This is a genomic window from Streptomyces sp. NPDC096013, assembly GCF_044763565.1.
Taxonomy (GTDB): domain Bacteria; phylum Actinomycetota; class Actinomycetes; order Streptomycetales; family Streptomycetaceae; genus Streptomyces.
Genome location: NZ_JBIWGK010000009.1, coordinates 139,795 through 156,428, shown reverse-complemented (window position 1 = coordinate 156,428; position 16,634 = coordinate 139,795). Strand labels below are relative to the sequence as shown.

General features: G+C 72.2%; 8 protein-coding genes. 5 read left to right on the top strand and 3 right to left on the bottom strand.

Annotation, left to right across the window (positions count from 1 at the left end; all coding sequences use genetic code 11):
• Nucleotides 1-12: 12 nt before the first annotated feature.
• From ACIRB1_RS28505 to ACIRB1_RS28495, 3 genes are all read right to left on the bottom strand, one after another.
• Complete coding sequence (locus ACIRB1_RS28505) at nt 13-1,569, bottom strand: alpha/beta hydrolase (protein WP_403467468.1); 1,557 nt, start codon at nt 1,567-1,569, stop codon at nt 13-15.
• A 137-nt stretch (nt 1,570-1,706) separates the two neighbouring features.
• Nucleotides 1,707-3,251, bottom strand: a complete 1,545-nt coding sequence (locus tag ACIRB1_RS28500; protein WP_403467467.1) for an alpha/beta hydrolase — start codon at nt 3,249-3,251, stop codon at nt 1,707-1,709.
• Nucleotides 3,252-3,347: 96 nt separating this feature from the next.
• Complete coding sequence (locus tag ACIRB1_RS28495) at nt 3,348-6,098, bottom strand: lysylphosphatidylglycerol synthase transmembrane domain-containing protein (RefSeq protein WP_352180725.1); 2,751 nt, start codon at nt 6,096-6,098, stop codon at nt 3,348-3,350.
• A 186-nt stretch (nt 6,099-6,284) separates the two neighbouring features.
• Between ACIRB1_RS28495 and ACIRB1_RS28490 the strand changes: the two genes are divergently transcribed.
• The 5 genes from ACIRB1_RS28490 (at nt 6,285) to nudC (ending at nt 16,631) form a co-directional block, all read left to right on the top strand.
• On the top strand, nt 6,285-6,716 hold the full coding sequence (locus ACIRB1_RS28490) for an MGMT family protein (protein ID WP_403467466.1): 432 nt from the start codon (nt 6,285-6,287) through the stop codon (nt 6,714-6,716).
• A gap of 257 nt (nt 6,717-6,973) precedes the next feature.
• Nucleotides 6,974-10,438, top strand: coding sequence for an ATP-dependent helicase (locus ACIRB1_RS28485; RefSeq protein ID WP_403467465.1), 3,465 nt, complete (start codon nt 6,974-6,976; stop codon nt 10,436-10,438).
• Nucleotides 10,439-10,538: 100 nt separating this feature from the next.
• Nucleotides 10,539-14,108, top strand: coding sequence for a UvrD-helicase domain-containing protein (locus tag ACIRB1_RS28480; RefSeq protein WP_403467464.1), 3,570 nt, complete (start codon nt 10,539-10,541; stop codon nt 14,106-14,108).
• 10 nt (nt 14,109-14,118) lie between these two features.
• Nucleotides 14,119-15,531 carry a dipeptidase gene (locus tag ACIRB1_RS28475; RefSeq protein ID WP_403467463.1) on the top strand — a complete coding sequence of 471 codons (1,413 nt, stop codon included), beginning with the start codon at nt 14,119-14,121 and terminating at the stop codon, nt 15,529-15,531.
• Between the two features lie 155 nt (nt 15,532-15,686).
• Nucleotides 15,687-16,631, top strand: a complete 945-nt coding sequence (gene nudC / locus ACIRB1_RS28470) for an NAD(+) diphosphatase (RefSeq protein ID WP_403467462.1) — start codon at nt 15,687-15,689, stop codon at nt 16,629-16,631.
• The last annotated feature ends 3 nt before the right edge of the window (nt 16,632-16,634 follow it).

Sequence of the window (16,634 nt, the reverse complement as noted above, 5' to 3'; positions counted from 1 at the left end):
CGGTCGCTCCGGTTACGAGGCGCAGACCTTCCCGTCCTTGGGCACCGTCCCCTTCAGCAGATAGGCGTCCACCGTCGAGTCGACACAGTCGCTCCCACTCCCGTACGCCCCGTGTCCCTCACCCTTCCAGGTGAGCTCCACACCGACGCCCTGGCCCAGCTCGGCGGCCATCTTGCGGGCACCCTCGTACGGAGTCGCCGGGTCCCCGGTGTTGCCGACCACCAGGACCGGCGCCGCACCGGGCGCGCTGACCTCCGGGGTGTCGTACTGCCCGGCCACCGGCCAGTCGTGACACCACCCGGCCGTGTCCCAGCCCAGGAAGTCGCCGAACACGGGGGAGATCTTCTCGAACTCCGGCAGCAGCTCCTCCGTCTGCGCGGGCGTCGGCCGCTGCTTGTCGTCCAAGCACGATATGACCCGTTGGGAATGGGTTGTCGTGCCGTAGTGCCCCGCGCTGTCCCGGTCGTTGTAGCCGTCGGCGAGCGCCAGCAGCTCCGAACCGTCGCCCCCCTCCGCGGAGTTCAGGGCGCTGGTGAGGGTGGGCCAGCTCTCCTTGCTGTACAGCGGGAGGACGATGCCGGTGAGCGCGAGCGTCTCGGTCAGCTTCCGCCCGCTCGAGGTCTCCAGCGGCTTGGCGTCCATCCGCTTCAGCAGGGCCGCGATCTTCTTCGAGCCCTGCGCCGGGTCCTGGTCAGTCGACTTGAGGTAGTCGTCCAGCGCGCGCTGGAAGCCCCGCGTCTGGTTCAACGCATGGCCCACCGAGTCGGCGCTCGGGTCGACCACCGCGTCCAGGATCAGCCGCCCCACGTTCTTCGGGAACAAGTGGGCGTAGACACCGCCGAGTTCGGTGCCGTACGAGATGCCGAAGTAGTGCATCTTCGTGTCGCCCAGCACCTGGCGCATCAGGTCCATGTCGCGGGCCGTGTCGGTCGTCGACACGTGTTCCAGCAGCTTCCCGGCGGCTTTCTCGCAGCCCTTGCCGAAGGCGGCGGCGTCCTGGAAGTACGCCTTCTCCTCGGCCGGGGTGTCCGGCGTGGCGTCGATGTCCTCGGTGGCCTGGATCGCCTTGTCGCTGCGACAGCGGACGCCTTCGCTGGCGGCGACCCCGCGCGGGTCCCAGCTCACCAGGTCGTAGTGCTCGTGCAGCGCGGACACCGTGGTGGCGTACGCCGGCATGTAGTCCACGCCCGAGCCGCCGGGGCCGCCGAAGTTGAACAGCAGCGAGCCGATGCGGTCGCCGCCCGTCGACTTGGAACGGATCAGCGCGAGCCCGATCGTCGAACCGTCCGGCTTCGCCCAGTCCAGCGGCACCTTGAGCGTCGCGCACTGCCAGTCACTGCTCGGCGCGGCCGAGTCGGCGGTGGCCTTGCAGCGTCCCCAGCCCAGCTTCTGTCCGGTCAGCGACGCGGGCAGCGCGGCCGTGGTGGACGAGGACGAACCAGCAGCGGACGGCTTGGCGTCCCCCGCGCCCGCGCCGTCCTTGCCGTCGCCCGACGAGCCGCCGCTACAGCCCGCCGTCAGCAGTGCGGCGGCGGCCATCAGGGCCGTCCACCGTACGAATCGCGCCATTGTGCATTCCCCCCTCGCAGGCCGTCCGCGTCACGCCGCGGAAGGCGGTCAGGCCATAGTAGGCGGCGCGAGCCGAGCCCGTGACTGCCTGTGGATAACCTGCTGACCTGCGATTTTGCTCGGATTTCGGGGTGAGGTCAGGAGCAGACGGTGCCGGCCGCCGGGACTTTCCCGTTCAGCAGATAGCCGTTCACCGCGCTCTGCACGCACTTGTTCTTGCTGTCGTACGCGCCGTGTCCCTGGCCCTTGTACGTCAGCTCGACCGCGACGCCCCTGCCCAGCGCGTCCACCATCTTCCGCGCCCCTTCGTACGGCGTGGCCGGGTCACCGGTGTTGCCCACGACGAGGATCGGCGCCGACCCGTTCGCGCTCACGTCGGGATGGTCGGCGGCGCCCGGCACCGCCCAGTCGGTGCAGCTGACCATGCCCCAGGCGAGGAAGTCGCCGAAGAGGGGAGAGGCGGCCCGGAACTCCGGCAGCTTCCCCTCCACGTCTGCGGCGGTGTATCTCGCCTTGTCGTCCGCGCAGTTGATGGCGATGTTCGCCGCGGTGATGTTGCTGTACTCGCCGTTCTCGCTGCGCCCGTTCATCGAGTCGGACAACGCCATGAGGACCTTGCCGTCACCGCTGTAGGCCTGTTCGAGGCCCTCGGTGAGGTACTCCCAGAAGTCCTTCGAGTACAGCGCCTGCGCGATGCCGTTCGTGGCGGCCGTCTGCGTCAGCTGACGCGGGAAGATACCCGGGATCGGCTTGCTGTCGAGGCTCTTGAGCAGCTTCGCGATCCGGTCCTTGACGTCCTGCGCGGTGTCGCCGATCGGACAGTCCGTGGTCTTCGACGTGCAGTCGTCGGCGAAGTTGTCGAGCGCGAGCTGGAAGCCCTTGGCCTGTCCCAGGGAGCCCTGTTCGGAGTTCTGGGTGGGGTCGACGACCGCGTCGAAGACCGCGCGGCCCACGTGCTTGGGGAACAAGTGGGCGTAGACGCCGCCGAGTTCGGTGCCGTAGGAGATGCCGAAGTAGTGCAGGGTGTCGTCGCCGAGGACCTGACGCATCAGGTCCATGTCGCGGGCCGCGTCGGTGGTGCGCACCTGGGGGAGCATCTTCTTGGAGTTCTTCTCGCAGGCCGCGTTGAACTGCTTGGTGTTGGCCAGGAGCTTGGTGCGCTCGGCCGCGGTGTCCGGGGTCGCGTCCTGCTGGAAGTACTGGTCGAGCTGGGAGTCGCTCTCGCACTCGACGCCGGCGCTGCGGCCCACTCCGCGCGGGTCGAAGCTCACCAGGTCGTAGCGGGTGCGCAGGGCCGCGTAGTCGTTGCCGAACGAGGGCAGCGTTGTGACGCCCGAGCCGCCGGGGCCGCCGAAGTTGAAGACGAGTGAACCGATCCGCTTGCTCTTGTCGCCGCTTGCCTTCGCGCGCACCAGGGCGATGCCGATCGTGTCGCCCTTGGGCTTGTTCCAGTCGAGCGGTGCCTTCATGGTGGCGCACTGCCACTTGGTGCCGTTCGGCAGCGGCGACGGAGCGGCACCGCCGCCCTCCGACTCGGACGGGGCCGGGCAGTCCTTCCAGCTCAGCTTCTGGGCCGTCGGATCCTCGTGCTTGGAGTCGCCACCGCAGCCCGCCAGCGTGGCGGACAGCAGGATGACGGTGGCGGTCAGGGCAACGGCACGCAGCCGGGAGGGGTTCGGCATGGTCCCATCCTGGGGTCGTACACGGTGGTGCGCTCGGGGCACGGGCCGTACGAGGTACGCACGCGTGCGTGCACACCGTGCGGACCCGAACGTGCTCTACAGGGCGCCCTTGCGGGACAGGTGGTTGAAGAACAGCCAGCCCGGCAGCACCGGAATCCACAGCGTCAGCAGGCGGTACAGCAGCACCGCCGGAGCGGCCACCTCCTTGGGGAGGCCCACGGCGATCAGACCCAGTGTCAGGCTCGCCTCGACCGCGCCCACACCGCCCGGCGTCGGGGCCGCGGAACCGAGCGCGTTGCCGGCGAGGAAGACGACCGCGACGCTGGCCAGGCTGAGTGACGTCGAGTCGTCGCCGAACGCCCGGATCGAGGCGTCCAGGCACATCACGAAGCAGGCCGTCAGCAGGAGCATGCCGCCGATGCCGGTGACCAGCTTCTGCGGCCGCTGCAGCACGTCCAGCATGCGCGGGATGACACCCGCGAAAAGCGACCGCACGCGCGTGACGAGGAACTTCCGCAGGAACGGCACCGAGGTCACCACGAGCACGAGCACAGCCACCGTCAGCAGACCGGCGATGACCGTCCTGGACGGCGACAGCGAGGGCGTCTTCTCGGTGCCCGTCAGATAGCCGAACGACAGCAGCATCAGGATGTGGCAGCCGAGACCGAACAACTGCGACGCGCCGACACTCGCCACCGCGAGCCCGGGCCGCACCCCGGCCCGCTGAAGGAAGCGCGTGTTCAGGGCGACACCGCCGACCGCGGCCGGCGCCACGATCTTCACGAACGACCCGGCGACCTGCGCCGCCACGGCCCGCAGGAACGGCACCCGCTCCGGCACGAACCCCAGGAGGGCCATCGCCGCCGCGAAGTAGCTCAGCGCCGAGAACAGCACGGCCGCGGCCACCCAGCCCCACTGGGCGTTGGCGACGAGCGGACCGAACTCGATGTGCGTGAGCTGAGTCAGCAGGAAGTAGGCGCCGATCGCGCCCGCGATGACACTGATCAGCGTGCGCGGCCGCACCCGCTCCAGGCGGGCGGGTTCGACATGCGCCTGCGGCCTGATCAGCAGCACCTGGTGGCGGATCTGGGTGAGCAGATCCTCCTCGCGGGCCTCGTCCAGCGCCTCGTCGATGGCCCGCTTCTCGGCCCGCTGCTCCGCTCGCACGGCCTTCTTGTCGGGCTTGTCCAGTACGGGCGTGGAGCCCTCCGAGGCCTCCTCCGCGCGGGCCAGCCTGGTCTGCTGGGACGCCTCCAGGATCGCGTCGCGCTCCCGCTGGGCGCGCTCCCTGGAGAGGCGGCGCAGCGTCGCGCGCGTGGAGCGCGTCAACGCGATCGGCTGGAGCATCGGCAGACAGTCGGCCACGGCGTCGGGCCCGAGGACACCAACCGCCGAGGCGACCGCGCGCTCGGCGCCCACCCGTAGGCCGATGGTCGTCACCAGCTGGGCGACGTCCATGCGCAGCAGCAGTTCACCGGCGGCGATCTCGCCGCCGCGCAGGTCCGTGAGGATCACCGTGCCGGAACGATCCACCAGGATCGCGTCACCGGCGAGCCTGCGGTGGGCGATGCGCCGCGACTGGAGTGCCTGCACCTGGTGCCAGGTCAGGCGCAGCAGATCGTCGGTGATCTCCTCGTCCGCGAGCGAGTCCAGCGTGCGCCCGCCGGTGTGCTCGTAGACGAGCATCACGGCGTCCGGGCCGAGTTCCGAGGTCGCGATCAGCTTGGGGGCGTTGGCCCCGGCCGCGATCGCCGCGTACGCGAGCAGGGCTTCCTGCTCCAGCGCCTGGCGCAGCGACTGGAGGCTGCTGCGGGTCGCGAAGCCGCGCAGGGTCAGATTGCGCCACGCGCGGTAGAAGAAGCCCTGGGCCTGCTGTTCCCGGTCGACCACGGTGACGTCCAGCGGGGGACCGTCCTCCAGGGTCACGAAGTAGCGTCGGCCGCGGTCGCCGTTCTCCGTGTCGACGGCCTCCTCGCGGGCCGCGCCCACGGGGTGGAAGCCGACCGTCCGCAGGCCCGCCATCAGCGTCCGCCCGGTGGGCCGCACGTTAGGGGAGCCCACCGCGTACAGCGTCCCGTAGGCGACGGTCCAGCCGATGAGCACGGTCAGGATGATCGAGAACGGTGTGGTGTACCCGGTGACCAGCATCGAGAAGGCGTCCAGCATCAGCACGATCCACAGCACGGAGCGCCAGCGCGGCCTCCGGGACATGCCTACGGCCGTCATGTACGCGATGACGGGCGCCAGATAGCCGTGCACCGGGTCGGTGAGGGCGTGGATGTCCCCGGGGGAGGGCTGGGTGAGCGCCTCCTGGATGGAGCCCGGAGCGGCCTTGGCGACCCACAGGTCCGTGGCGAGTGTCACTCCGTGGGCGAGGACCGCCGCGAGGACGCCGTCGGCGATGCGCAGCCCGTCCCGCTTGATCAGCCGCTCGATCGCGAACGCGACCGGCACCAGCAGGATCGCGATGCTGGACGCGAGACCCGCGATCTTGATCAGCAGGTCGGGCGCCTGCCCGGTGCCCTTGTTGATGTCCTGTTCGAGCCCCGAGGTCGTGCCGTGCGCGAACGCGGCGATCGCGAGCAGTACGACGATCGCGAGAACGCCCACCAGGAGGCGCATGAGGTCGGAAGGGCGGTGCACGCGCGCGGGGAGCAGCGGTTCGTCGCCCTCGACCTCCTCGACGTGCGGGTCGTCGCAGTCGTCGAGGCCGGGCCCGGGGCCGGGCGCGGGCGTCTCGGCGGGACCCTCCGAAGGGTCATGCTCGTGGGCGTCGGCGGTGTCAGGGCGCGACGCAGCGTCAGAGGTGCCCTCCGCGTCTTCGGGATGCACACCCTGCTGCTTCATCGACTCTTCTTGATCTCGTATCACCGGTCACCGCCCGCACGATGGTGGCATGCCCCACCGACACACGGGGGCATCAGGGTGCAAATGCGGGGGCGCACAGTCTGCCCCACGCGCCGCTTCGGGGCGAGGGATACGCACAGTCGCCAGCGCGTCGCATTGTCGGTGGGGTGCGGCAGGATGGGGCGGATGAGCGAGGAGAGCCTTCCGGACGACACCGGCGCGGAGTACGGAGACGTCCCTCCGGGGTACGACGACGGCCCCGAGCGTGACAATGCCCACGCGCTGCCCGCCTACGCGGAGCGCGTCCTGGACGTCGCCGAACGGATCCCGCCCGGGCACGTCATGACGTACGGGGACGTCGCCGAATGGCTGGAGGAGGGCGGGCCGCGCCAGGTCGGCCGCGTGATGGCCCTCTACGGAGGAGCCGTTCCCTGGTGGCGGGTCGTCCGCGCGGACGGCACGCTGCTCCCCGGCCACGAACTGCGGGCGCTCGACCGGTACCGCGCGGAAGGCACCCCTCTGAAGGAGGCGAGCAGGGCCGCCGAGGGCCACCTGCCGCGCCTCGACATGAAACGGGCGCGATGGGACGGCGGCGAGCGCGCGGACGGTCACACCTGACAGCTTCCGCCATCGGACGCGGCCCGGGGAGACCTGTGGCCCGTACGGGGGACACCAGGCACGTCCGTGGCATGCCGTACGTTCGAGGGGCGAGGGACACCCGGGACGGGCGAGCTGTGAGGGAACGCCCGGAAGTCCTGCTTCCCGGCGACCCGTCGGCGTAGCGTCGGCTGCACCTGTCCCCCTCACCTCGCGGTCACCGCTCTCCACGCGCGGTGGTCAGGCAACCAGTACACCCACCAGGACCGGCGAACCACGTGAGCTCCTCTTCCTCCACCAGGCGCCTGTCGCACCCCCAGGTGCGACAGGGGAACCGTGGCGCTTACCGACTGGTGCGTACCCCGCCGACCCGGCCGGCTCCCCCTCGTCTGGACGCGCCACAGCGCTCGGTGGTTGACCACGGGACCGGCCCGCTGCTGGTCCTCGCAGGTCCGGGCACCGGCAAGACGACCACCCTGGTGGAGTCCGTCGCCGCACGGATCGCCCGGGGAGGTGACCCCGCGCGGATCCTCGTGCTGACGTTCAGCCGCAAGGCCGCCGTCGAACTCCGCGACCGCATGGCCCTGCGCATCGGCGCCGCCCGCGCGCCCCGGGCCACCACCTTCCACTCGTTCTGCTACGCCCTGGTCCGCGCCCACCAGGACAGCGACCTGTTCGTCGAGCCGCTACGGCTGCTCTCCGGCCCCGAACAGGACGTCGCCGTACGCGAACTGCTCGCGGGCCAGCCCGACCTGGAGCGGCTCGGCCTCGCCCACGTGCGCTGGCCCGACGAACTGCGCGCCTGTCTCACCACCCGGGGCTTCGCCGACGAGGTCCGCGCGGTCCTCGCCCGCAGCCGCGAACTGGGCCTGGGCCCCGGCTCCCTGGACGCCTTCGCCCGCCGTATCGGCCGCCCCGACTGGCGCGCAGCCGCCGCCTTCCTCGCCGAGTACCTCGACGTACTCGACCTCCAAGGAGTGCTCGACTACGCCGAACTCGTCCACCGCGCGGTGCTCCTCGCGCACCGCCCCGAGGTCGCCGAGAAGCTCGCCGCGCAGTACGACGCCGTGTTCGTCGACGAGTACCAGGACACCGACCCCGCCCAGGTACGGCTGTTGCACGCCCTCGCCGGGGGCGGCCGCACCCTCGTCGCCTTCGGCGACCCCGACCAGTCGATCTACACGTTCCGGGGCGCCGATGTGAACGGCATCCTGGAGTTCCCGGACGCTTTCCCGCGCGCGGACGGGCAACCGGCGCCCGTGGAGGTGCTCGGGACCTCCCGCCGCTCCGGCGCCGCCCTGCTGAACGCCACCCGTCTGCTCACGCAGCGCATGCCCCTGACCCGCCTCCCGGCCCAGAAGGTGCGCGCCCACCGCGAGTTGTCCCCGGTACGGGACGGCGGGCGCGTCGAGGTGTACACGTACCCGACGTCCGGCACGGAGCTGGACAACATCGCCGACATCCTCCGCAGGGCACACCTGGAGGACGGCGTCCCCTGGAACGACATGGCCGTCCTGGTGCGCGCCGGCTCCCGGACCATCCCCACGATCCGCCGCGCCCTCACTGCGGCCGGCGTCCCCCTGGACATCGACGGCGACGACCTGCCCCTGCGCCACGAACCGGCGGTGGCACCCCTGCTGACGGCGTTGCGTGCGGTGGCGGCGGCGGAGGCTTCGGAGGTGCCCGAGGCCGACACCGAGGCCGTGGTAGCCGCCGGGGCGGAAGGCGACGACGAACAGGGCACTGCGGAAGCCGATGGCGAACAGGCCGTACCGGAACCCGGTGACGTCGGGGCCGCAGCCGAAGCCGACGACCAGCAGGCCACCCCGGAAGCCGCCTCCGAGGAACCCGTCGCCCCCACCTGGCTCGACACCGAGACCGCCCTCACCCTGCTCGCCTCCCCCCTCGCCGCCATGGACGCCGCCGATCTACGGCGCCTGGGCCGGGCGCTGCGCGAGGAGGAGCGGGCCGGTGGCAACCCCGTGCCGCCGCCCTCGGACGTACTGCTCACGCGGGCGCTCGCCGAGCCGGAGCGGCTGGTCGCGCACGACCCGACGTACGCGCGGGGAGCCCAGCGCCTGGGCGCGCTGCTGCGCAAGGCACGCGAGCGGCTGGCGGGCGGCGGTACGGCCGAGGAGGCACTGTGGGACCTCTGGCAGGGCACCCCGTGGCCCGGGCGCCTGGAGCGGGCCGCACTGCGCGGCGGGGCGGCCGGGCGCAACGCGGACCGCGACCTGGACGCCGTCTGCGCGCTGTTCGCGACCGCCGCCCGCGCGGAGGAGCGCACCGGATGCCGGGGCGCCCTCAACTTCCTGGAGGAGATCGACGCCGAGGACATCGCCGCCGACACACTCACCCGGCGGGCCGTACGCCCCGACGCCGTACGCCTGATGACCGCGCACCGCTCCAAAGGCCTGGAGTGGCGCCTGGTCGTCGTGGCCGGCGTCCAGGAGGGCCTGTGGCCGGACCTGCGCCGCCGCGGCTCCCTCCTGGAGGCCGACCGCATCGGCCGCGACGGACTCGCCGAACCGCTCACCCCGGGTGCCCTGCTCGCCGAGGAACGCCGCCTGTTCTACGTCGCCGCGACCCGCGCGCGTGAACGCCTCGTCGTCACCGCCGTGAAGGCCCCCGCGGACGACGGCGACCAGCCGTCCCGCTTCCTCACCGAACTCGGCGTCGAGCCCAAGGACGTCACCGGCCGTCCCCGCCGCCCGCTGTCGGTCGCCGCGCTGGTCGCCGAGTTGCGCGCCACGACCGTCGACCCGCGCGTGTCGGAGACGCTCAGGGAGGCCGCCGCGCGCCGGCTGGCCCGGCTGGCCGCGCTCGCCGACGAGGAGGGCCGCCCGCTGGTCCCCTCGGCGCACCCGTACCGCTGGTGGGGCATGTACGACCCGACCGAGAGCAAGGTGCCGCTGCGCGACCGCGACCAGCCCGTCGTGCTCTCCGGGAGTGCCCTCGACCAGCTCGCCAACACCTGTTCCCTGCAATGGTTCCTGGGCCGGGAGGTCAAGGCCGACGCGCCCGCGACCGCCGCTCAGGGCTTCGGGAACGTGGTGCACGTCCTGGCCGACGAGGTCGCCTCCGGACGCACGCCCGCCGATCTCGCCGTCCTCATGGAGCGCCTCGACACCGTGTGGAACGCGCTCGCCTTCGACGCGCCCTGGAAGTCGGCGCAGGAGAAGGACAACGCGCGCGTGGCGCTCGAACGCTTCCTGAAGTGGCACGTCGACTCCAACGGCGTCCGCACCGGCCGTACGCCGGTCGCCAGTGAGCACGACTTCGACGTCACCCTCGGAGCGGGCGACTACGAGGTGCGCATCCGCGGCTCCATGGACCGCGTCGAGGCGGACGGCGAAGGACGCGCCTACGTGGTCGACTTCAAGACCGGCAAGCAGACCCCGACCGCCCGCGAGGTGGAGCGCCACCCCCAACTCGCCGTCTACCAGCTCGCGGTCCGCGAGGGCGCCGTGGACGAGGCCTTCGACGGAGTACGCCCCGAACCGGGCGGCGCCGAACTCGTCCAGCTGCGCCAGGGCGCCCCCCTGCGGGACGGCGGCGAGACGCTGCCCAAGGTGCAGGCCCAGGAGCCCCTGGAGGGGGAGTGGGCCGGTGAACTGCTGGCCACGGCCGCGGGCAAGGTCCTCGACGAACGGTTCACGCCCACGGCCGGACAGCACTGCGCGCACTGCGCGTTCCGGGCCTCGTGCAGCGCGCGGCCCGAGGGGCGACACGTCGTCGAGTAACTCGCGTGACGTATCGCACCACATGTGTTGACCTGCGCTTCTTCTGCCCCTGAGGGCGATTGGTCCTCGACTGTCAGTGGCCGCCGCTAGCCTTCCCGACATGCCCGCCCGTATCACCGATCCCGACCAGCTCAAGGAGCTCCTCGGCATCCCCTTCACCCCGGAGCAGACGGCCTGCATCGTCGCGCCGCCCGCGCCGCAGGTGATCGTGGCCGGAGCCGGGTCGGGCAAGACGACGGTGATGGCGGCCCGCGTGGTGTGGCTGGTCGGCACCGGCCAGGTCGCCCCCGAGCAGGTCCTGGGCCTGACCTTCACCAACAAGGCCGCCGGTGAACTCGCCGAGCGCGTCCGCAAGGCGCTCATCAAGGCGGGCGTCACCGACCCCGACGTGATCGACCCGGACAACCCCCCGGGCGAGCCCGTGATCTCGACCTACCACGCCTTCGCGGGCCGCCTCCTGACCGACCACGGCCTGCGCATCGGACTCGAACCGACGGCCCGTCTGCTCGCCGACGCCACCCGCTTCCAGCTCGCCGCGCGCGTGCTGCGCGAGGCCCCCGGCCCCTACCCGGCCCTCACCCGCTCCTTCCCGGACCTCGTCAGCGACCTCCTGACCCTCGACGGCGAGCTGTCCGAACACCTCGTACGCCCCGAGGAGTTGCGCGCCTACGACGCTGGTCTGCTGCGCGACCTGGAGGGCCGCAAGCTCAGCAACGCCGAGCTGCGCAAGGTCCCCGAGGCGGCCGCCGCCCGGCGTGAACTCACCGAGCTGGTGAGCCGTTACCGGACCGCCAAGCGCGAGCGCGACCTGCTCGACTTCGGTGACCAGATCGCCCTCTCCGCGACCCTGGCCCGCACCCGCCCCGAGGTCGGCGACATCCTGCGCGACGAGTTCCGGGTGGTGCTCCTCGACGAGTACCAGGACACCTCGGTGGCCCAACGCATCCTCCTGGCAGGCTTGTTCGGCGCCGGCACGGGCCACCCGGTGACCGCAGTCGGCGACCCCTGCCAGGCGATCTACGGCTGGCGCGGCGCGTCCGTCGCCAACCTCGACGACTTCCCGGAGCACTTCGCGCACGCCGACGGCCGCCTCGCCGCCCGCCAGTCGCTCAGCGAGAACCGCCGCAGCGGCGGCCGCCTCCTCGACCTCGCCAACAACCTCGCGGAACCCCTGCGCGCCATGCACGCGGGCGTGGAGGCCCTCCGCCCGGCCCCCGGCGCCGAGCGCGACGGCACGGTGCGCTGCGCGCTGCTGCCCACCCACGCCGAGGAGACCGACTGGCTCGCCGACTCCATCGCCCACCTCGTACGGACCGGGCAGGCGCCCGGCGAGATCGCCGTCCTGTGCCGCACGGCCACCGACTTCGCCGAGATCCAGGGCGCCCTGGTGGCCCGTGACATCCCTGTCGAGGTCGTCGGCCTCTCCGGGCTGCTGCACCTCCCCGAGGTCGCCGACCTCGTCGCCGTCTGCGAAGTCCTCCAGGACCCCGGTGCCAACGCCTCCCTGGTCCGGCTGCTGACCGGTCCCCGCTGGCGCATCGGCCCGCGCGACCTCGCCCTCCTGGGCCGCCGCGCCCGCCTCCTGGTCGCGCACACGCGCGTGGGGGACGACGAGGACCCCGACCGCCGCCTCGCCGAAGCCGTCGAGGGGGTCGACCCCTCCGAAGTGATATCGCTCGCCGACGCCCTCGACACGTTCCTGGAGACACCGCTCTACGGCGCCGACCGCGCCGGGGACGACGACGGGCTGCCCTTCTCGCCGGACGCGCGCGTGCGCTTCGCCCACCTGGCCACCGAACTGCGCGATCTGCGCCGCTCCCTGTCCGACCCCCTGATGGACGTCCTGCACCGCGTCCTCGCCGTCACCGGCCTGGAGGTCGAACTCGCGGCCTCCCCGCACGCGCTGGCCGCCCGCCGCCGCGAGACCCTGTCGAACTTCCTGGATGTCGCCGCCTCCTTCGCCGCGGGCGACGGCGAGGCGACCCTGCTTGCCTTCCTCGGCTTCCTGCGCACCGCCGCCCAGTACGAGAAAGGCCTCGACAACGCCCTGCCCGGCGGCGAGAACACCGTCAAGGTTCTCACCGCGCACAAGTCCAAGGGCCTGGAGTGGGACGTCGTCGCGGTCCCCGGTCTGGTCACCGGGACCTTCCCCAGCAGCCAGGGCCGCGAGAAATGGACCGCCCAGGGCAAGGTCCTGCCGCACGCGCTGCGCGGCGACACCGCCACCCTGCCCGACGTCCCGTCCTGGGACTCCCGCGGCCTAAAGGCCTTCCACGAGGACATGAAGGACCACCAGCACACCGAGGAACTCCGCCTCGGCTACGTCACCTTCACCCGCCCCCGCTCCCTCCTCCTCGGCTCCGGCCACTGGTGGGGCCCCACCCAGAAGAAGCCCCGCGGCCCCTCCGACTTCCTGACGGCCCTGTACGACCACTGCGCGGCCGGGTACGGCGAGATCGAGGCCTGGGCGGACGAACCCGAGGAGGGCGAGGAGAACCCCGCCCTGCACACGGCCACCGCCGACCAGGCCTGGCCGCTGCCCCTGGACGACACCGCGCTGGCCCACCGCCGTTCGGCGGCCCGGATGGTCTTGGACCACCTGGAGCACCTCGCCGCCCACGACGGGGACCACCCCGCGGCCACCCACGACCCGAACACGGTGCCCGACGACCCGGACTGGCCCCCGCCCCCCGAGGACGACGAACCTCCTTATGAGGAGCCCCCTTTCGGGGATCCGCCCTACGAGGAGTCCCTCCCCGAGACGGCAGCCGAAGAGGCACTCCCGGAGGACGACCCCGCCGACTGGGACACCTGGACCACGGACCGCACGACCGTCCCGCACCAGGCGACGGCCCCGCACGCCGCCGACCGCTCCAGTCCGCCGGGGGGCGCACGCCCGCACCCCGCCGATCCGCCCGGCACGCCCCTCACCCCCGAGGAGGCCCGCGCCATCGCCTCCTGGGACCGCGACCTCGACGCCCTCACCGGCGAACTCCTGCGCGCCCGCCGAGGCGTCACCGACGTACCCCTGCCGGCCTCCCTCACGGCCACCCAGCTACTGCTCCTGGCCGCCGATCCGGACGCGCTCGCGCAGGAACTCGCGCGCCCCCTGCCACGCCCGCCGCAGCCCGCCGCACGCCGGGGCACCCGCTTCCACGCCTGGGTGGAATCACGCTTCGAAGAGCTGACCCTGCCCATGCTGGAGCCGGACGAACTCCCCGGCAGCGAGGCCGAGATCGCCGACGAACGCGACCTCGAGGAACTCAAGGACGCCTTCGAACGCACCGAGTACGCCCGGCGCACGCCCTACCGCGTGGAGACCCCCTTCCAGCTCGCGATCGCCGGCCGCGTCGTACGGGGCCGTATCGACGCCGTCTACAAAGAAGGCGACGGCGACGAGGCGACGTACGAGATCCTCGACTGGAAGACCAGCCGCACCCGCGCCGCCGACCCGCTCCAGCTCGCGATCTACCGCCTGGCCTGGGCAGAGCGGCAGGGCGTGCCCCTGGAGGCGGTCACGGCCGCGTTCCTGTACGTGCGCGGCGGCGAGGTCGTACGCCCGGAGAACCTCCCGGACCGGGCCGCGCTGGAGCGGCTGCTGCTGGAGGAGCCGGGCGCACAAGCAAACTGTGAGGAACCGCCCACCGAGGATGTCAGTGCGGGCCGATAGGCTCGTGACCATGAGCCACACCGTTGACAGTGCCGTCAGCGCGGTCCGCACGTACATCGAGCAGCACCGCGCGGTCTTCCTCGACGACCTCGCCGAGTGGCTGCGCATCCCGTCCGTGTCGGCGCAGCCCGACCACGCGCCCGACGTCCGGCGCAGCGCGGACTGGCTCGCCGCCACACTCCGGAGGACCGGCTTCCCGACCGTCGAGGTCTGGCCGACGCCGGGCGCCCCCGCCGTCTTCGCCGAGTGGCCCTCCGACGACCCCGAGGCACCCACGGTCCTCGTCTACGGCCATCACGACGTCCAGCCCGCCGCCCGCGAGGACGGCTGGGACAGCGAGCCCTTCGAGCCGGTCGTCCGCGAGAACCGCCTCTACGCGCGCGGGGCGGCCGACGACAAGGGCCAGGTGTTCTTCCACACACTCGGCGTCCGCGCCCACCTCGCCGCCACCGGCCGCACCGCCCCCGCCGTGCACCTGAAACTGCTCGTCGAGGGCGAGGAGGAGTCCGGCTCCCCGCACTTCCGGGCACTCGTCGAGGAGCACGCCGACCGGCTCGCCGCCGACGCCGTGATCGTCTCCGACACCGGCATGTGGTCCGAGAACACCCCCACCGTGTGCACCGGCATGCGCGGCCTCGCCGAGTGCGAGATCCGGCTGTACGGCCCTGACCAGGACATCCACTCCGGCTCCTTCGGCGGCGCCGTGCCCAACCCGGCGACCGCCGCCGCCCGTCTGGTGGCCGCCCTGCACGACGAGCACGCACGCGTGGCCGTCCCCGGCTTCTACGACGGCATCGTCGAACTCACCGACCGGGAGCGCGAGCTCTTCGCCGAACTGCCCTTCGACGAGAAGGAATGGCTGCGCACCGCCAAGTCGCACGCCACCCACGGAGAGGCCGGACACACCACCCTGGAGCGCATCTGGGCCCGCCCCACCGCCGAGGTAAACGGCATCGGCGGGGGCTACCAAGGCCCCGGCAGCAAGACGATCATCCCGTCCCAGGCCATGGTGAAGCTCTCCTTCCGGCTGGTCGCGGGACAGGACCCCGATCACATCGAGCGGGTCGTCCGAGCCTGGGCCGCCCAGCAGGTGCCCGACGGGATCCGCCAGGAGATCACCTTCAGCCCCGCCACGCGCCCGTGCCTGACGCCCCTGGATCACCCCGCCCTGCAATCCGTCGCCCGTGCCATGGGCCGCGCCTTCGAGAAACCGGTCCTCTTCACCAGGGAGGGCGGCTCCGGGCCGGCCGCCGACCTCCAGGAAGTCCTCGGAGCACCCGTCCTCTTCCTGGGCATCTCCGTCCCCTCCGACGGCTGGCACGCCCCGAACGAGAAGGTCGAACTCGACCTCCTCCTGAAAGGCGTCGAAACCACCGCCCACCTGTGGGGGGATCTCGCCGAAACCTGGTGCCACGCGCCCTGACGACCCACGCGATCCCGAACGGCCCCGCGCGCGGGGCACACTGGAAGAACCGCCCCGCGCACCCCGTCCCCGCCGGACCCAGTCGCCTCCTGCCGTACGTCCCGCTGAACCGCCCGCCGAAACAATCCGCATTGCCGGGGGAGTTGGAAGCACCCGTGACCACCTGGACCGACCACACAGCAGATCGACCCATCTCGCTCACCGCCCCGAGCGGCATCGACCGAGCCGCCCACCACCGGCTCGACGAGGCCTGGCTCGCCGCGGCGTGGAGCCACCCCACCACCCGTTGCTTCGTGGTCTCCGGCGGCCAGGCCCTCATCGACGAGACGCCCGACGGCAGCACCGAACTCGTCATGACCCCGTCCTTCGAGGCCCCCCTCACGGAGGCCCACCGCTACTTCCTGGGCACCGACGACGACGCCGTCAGCTACTTCGCCCTCCAGAAGGACGCGCTCCCCGGCCGTATCGACCAGTCGGCGCGGCCCGCGGGCCTGCGCGAGGCCGGCCTGCTGCTGTCGCCCCGGGACGCGGGCCTGATGGTGCACGCGGTCGCGCTGGAGAACTGGCAGCGTCTGCACCGCTTCTGCTCCCGCTGCGGCGAGCGCACGGTGATCGCCGCGGCCGGCCACATCCGCCGCTGCCCCGCCTGCGGCGCCGAGCACTACCCGCGGACCGATCCCGCCGTGATCATGGCCGTCACCGACGAGGAGGACCGCATCCTGCTCGGCCGCCAGGTCCACTGGCCCGAGGGCCGCTTCTCGACGCTCGCCGGCTTCGTGGAGCCCGGCGAGTCCATCGAGCAGTCGGTGCGCCGCGAGGTCTTCGAGGAGGCAGGCATCACCGTCGGCCACGTCGAGTACGTCGCCAGCCAGCCCTGGCCCTTCCCGTCCAGCCTGATGCTGGGCTTCATGGCCCGCGCCACCTCGACCGACATCAACGTCGACGGCGACGAGATCCACGAGGCCCGCTGGTTCTCCCGCGAGGAACTCCGCGCCGCCTTCGAGTCCGAAGAGGTGCTCCCGCCCTACGGCATCTCGATCGCGGCCCGCCTGATCGAGCTCTGGTACGGCAAGCCGCTGCCCACGCGGACCTTCGTCTGAGGC

What these genes read in the sequence shown, in the direction of transcription:
- ACIRB1_RS28505 (WP_403467468.1), bottom strand. Translation starts at nt 1,569, where the DNA reads ATGGCGCGATTCGTACGGTGGACGGCCCTGATGGCCGCCGCCGCACTG.
- ACIRB1_RS28500 (WP_403467467.1), bottom strand. Translation starts at nt 3,251, where the DNA reads ATGCCGAACCCCTCCCGGCTGCGTGCCGTTGCCCTGACCGCCACCGTC.
- ACIRB1_RS28495 (WP_352180725.1), bottom strand. Translation starts at nt 6,098, where the DNA reads ATGAAGCAGCAGGGTGTGCATCCCGAAGACGCGGAGGGCACCTCTGAC.
- ACIRB1_RS28490 (WP_403467466.1), top strand. Translation starts at nt 6,285, where the DNA reads ATGAGCGAGGAGAGCCTTCCGGACGACACCGGCGCGGAGTACGGAGAC.
- ACIRB1_RS28480 (WP_403467464.1), top strand. Translation starts at nt 10,539, where the DNA reads ATGCCCGCCCGTATCACCGATCCCGACCAGCTCAAGGAGCTCCTCGGC.
- ACIRB1_RS28475 (WP_403467463.1), top strand. Translation starts at nt 14,119, where the DNA reads ATGAGCCACACCGTTGACAGTGCCGTCAGCGCGGTCCGCACGTACATC.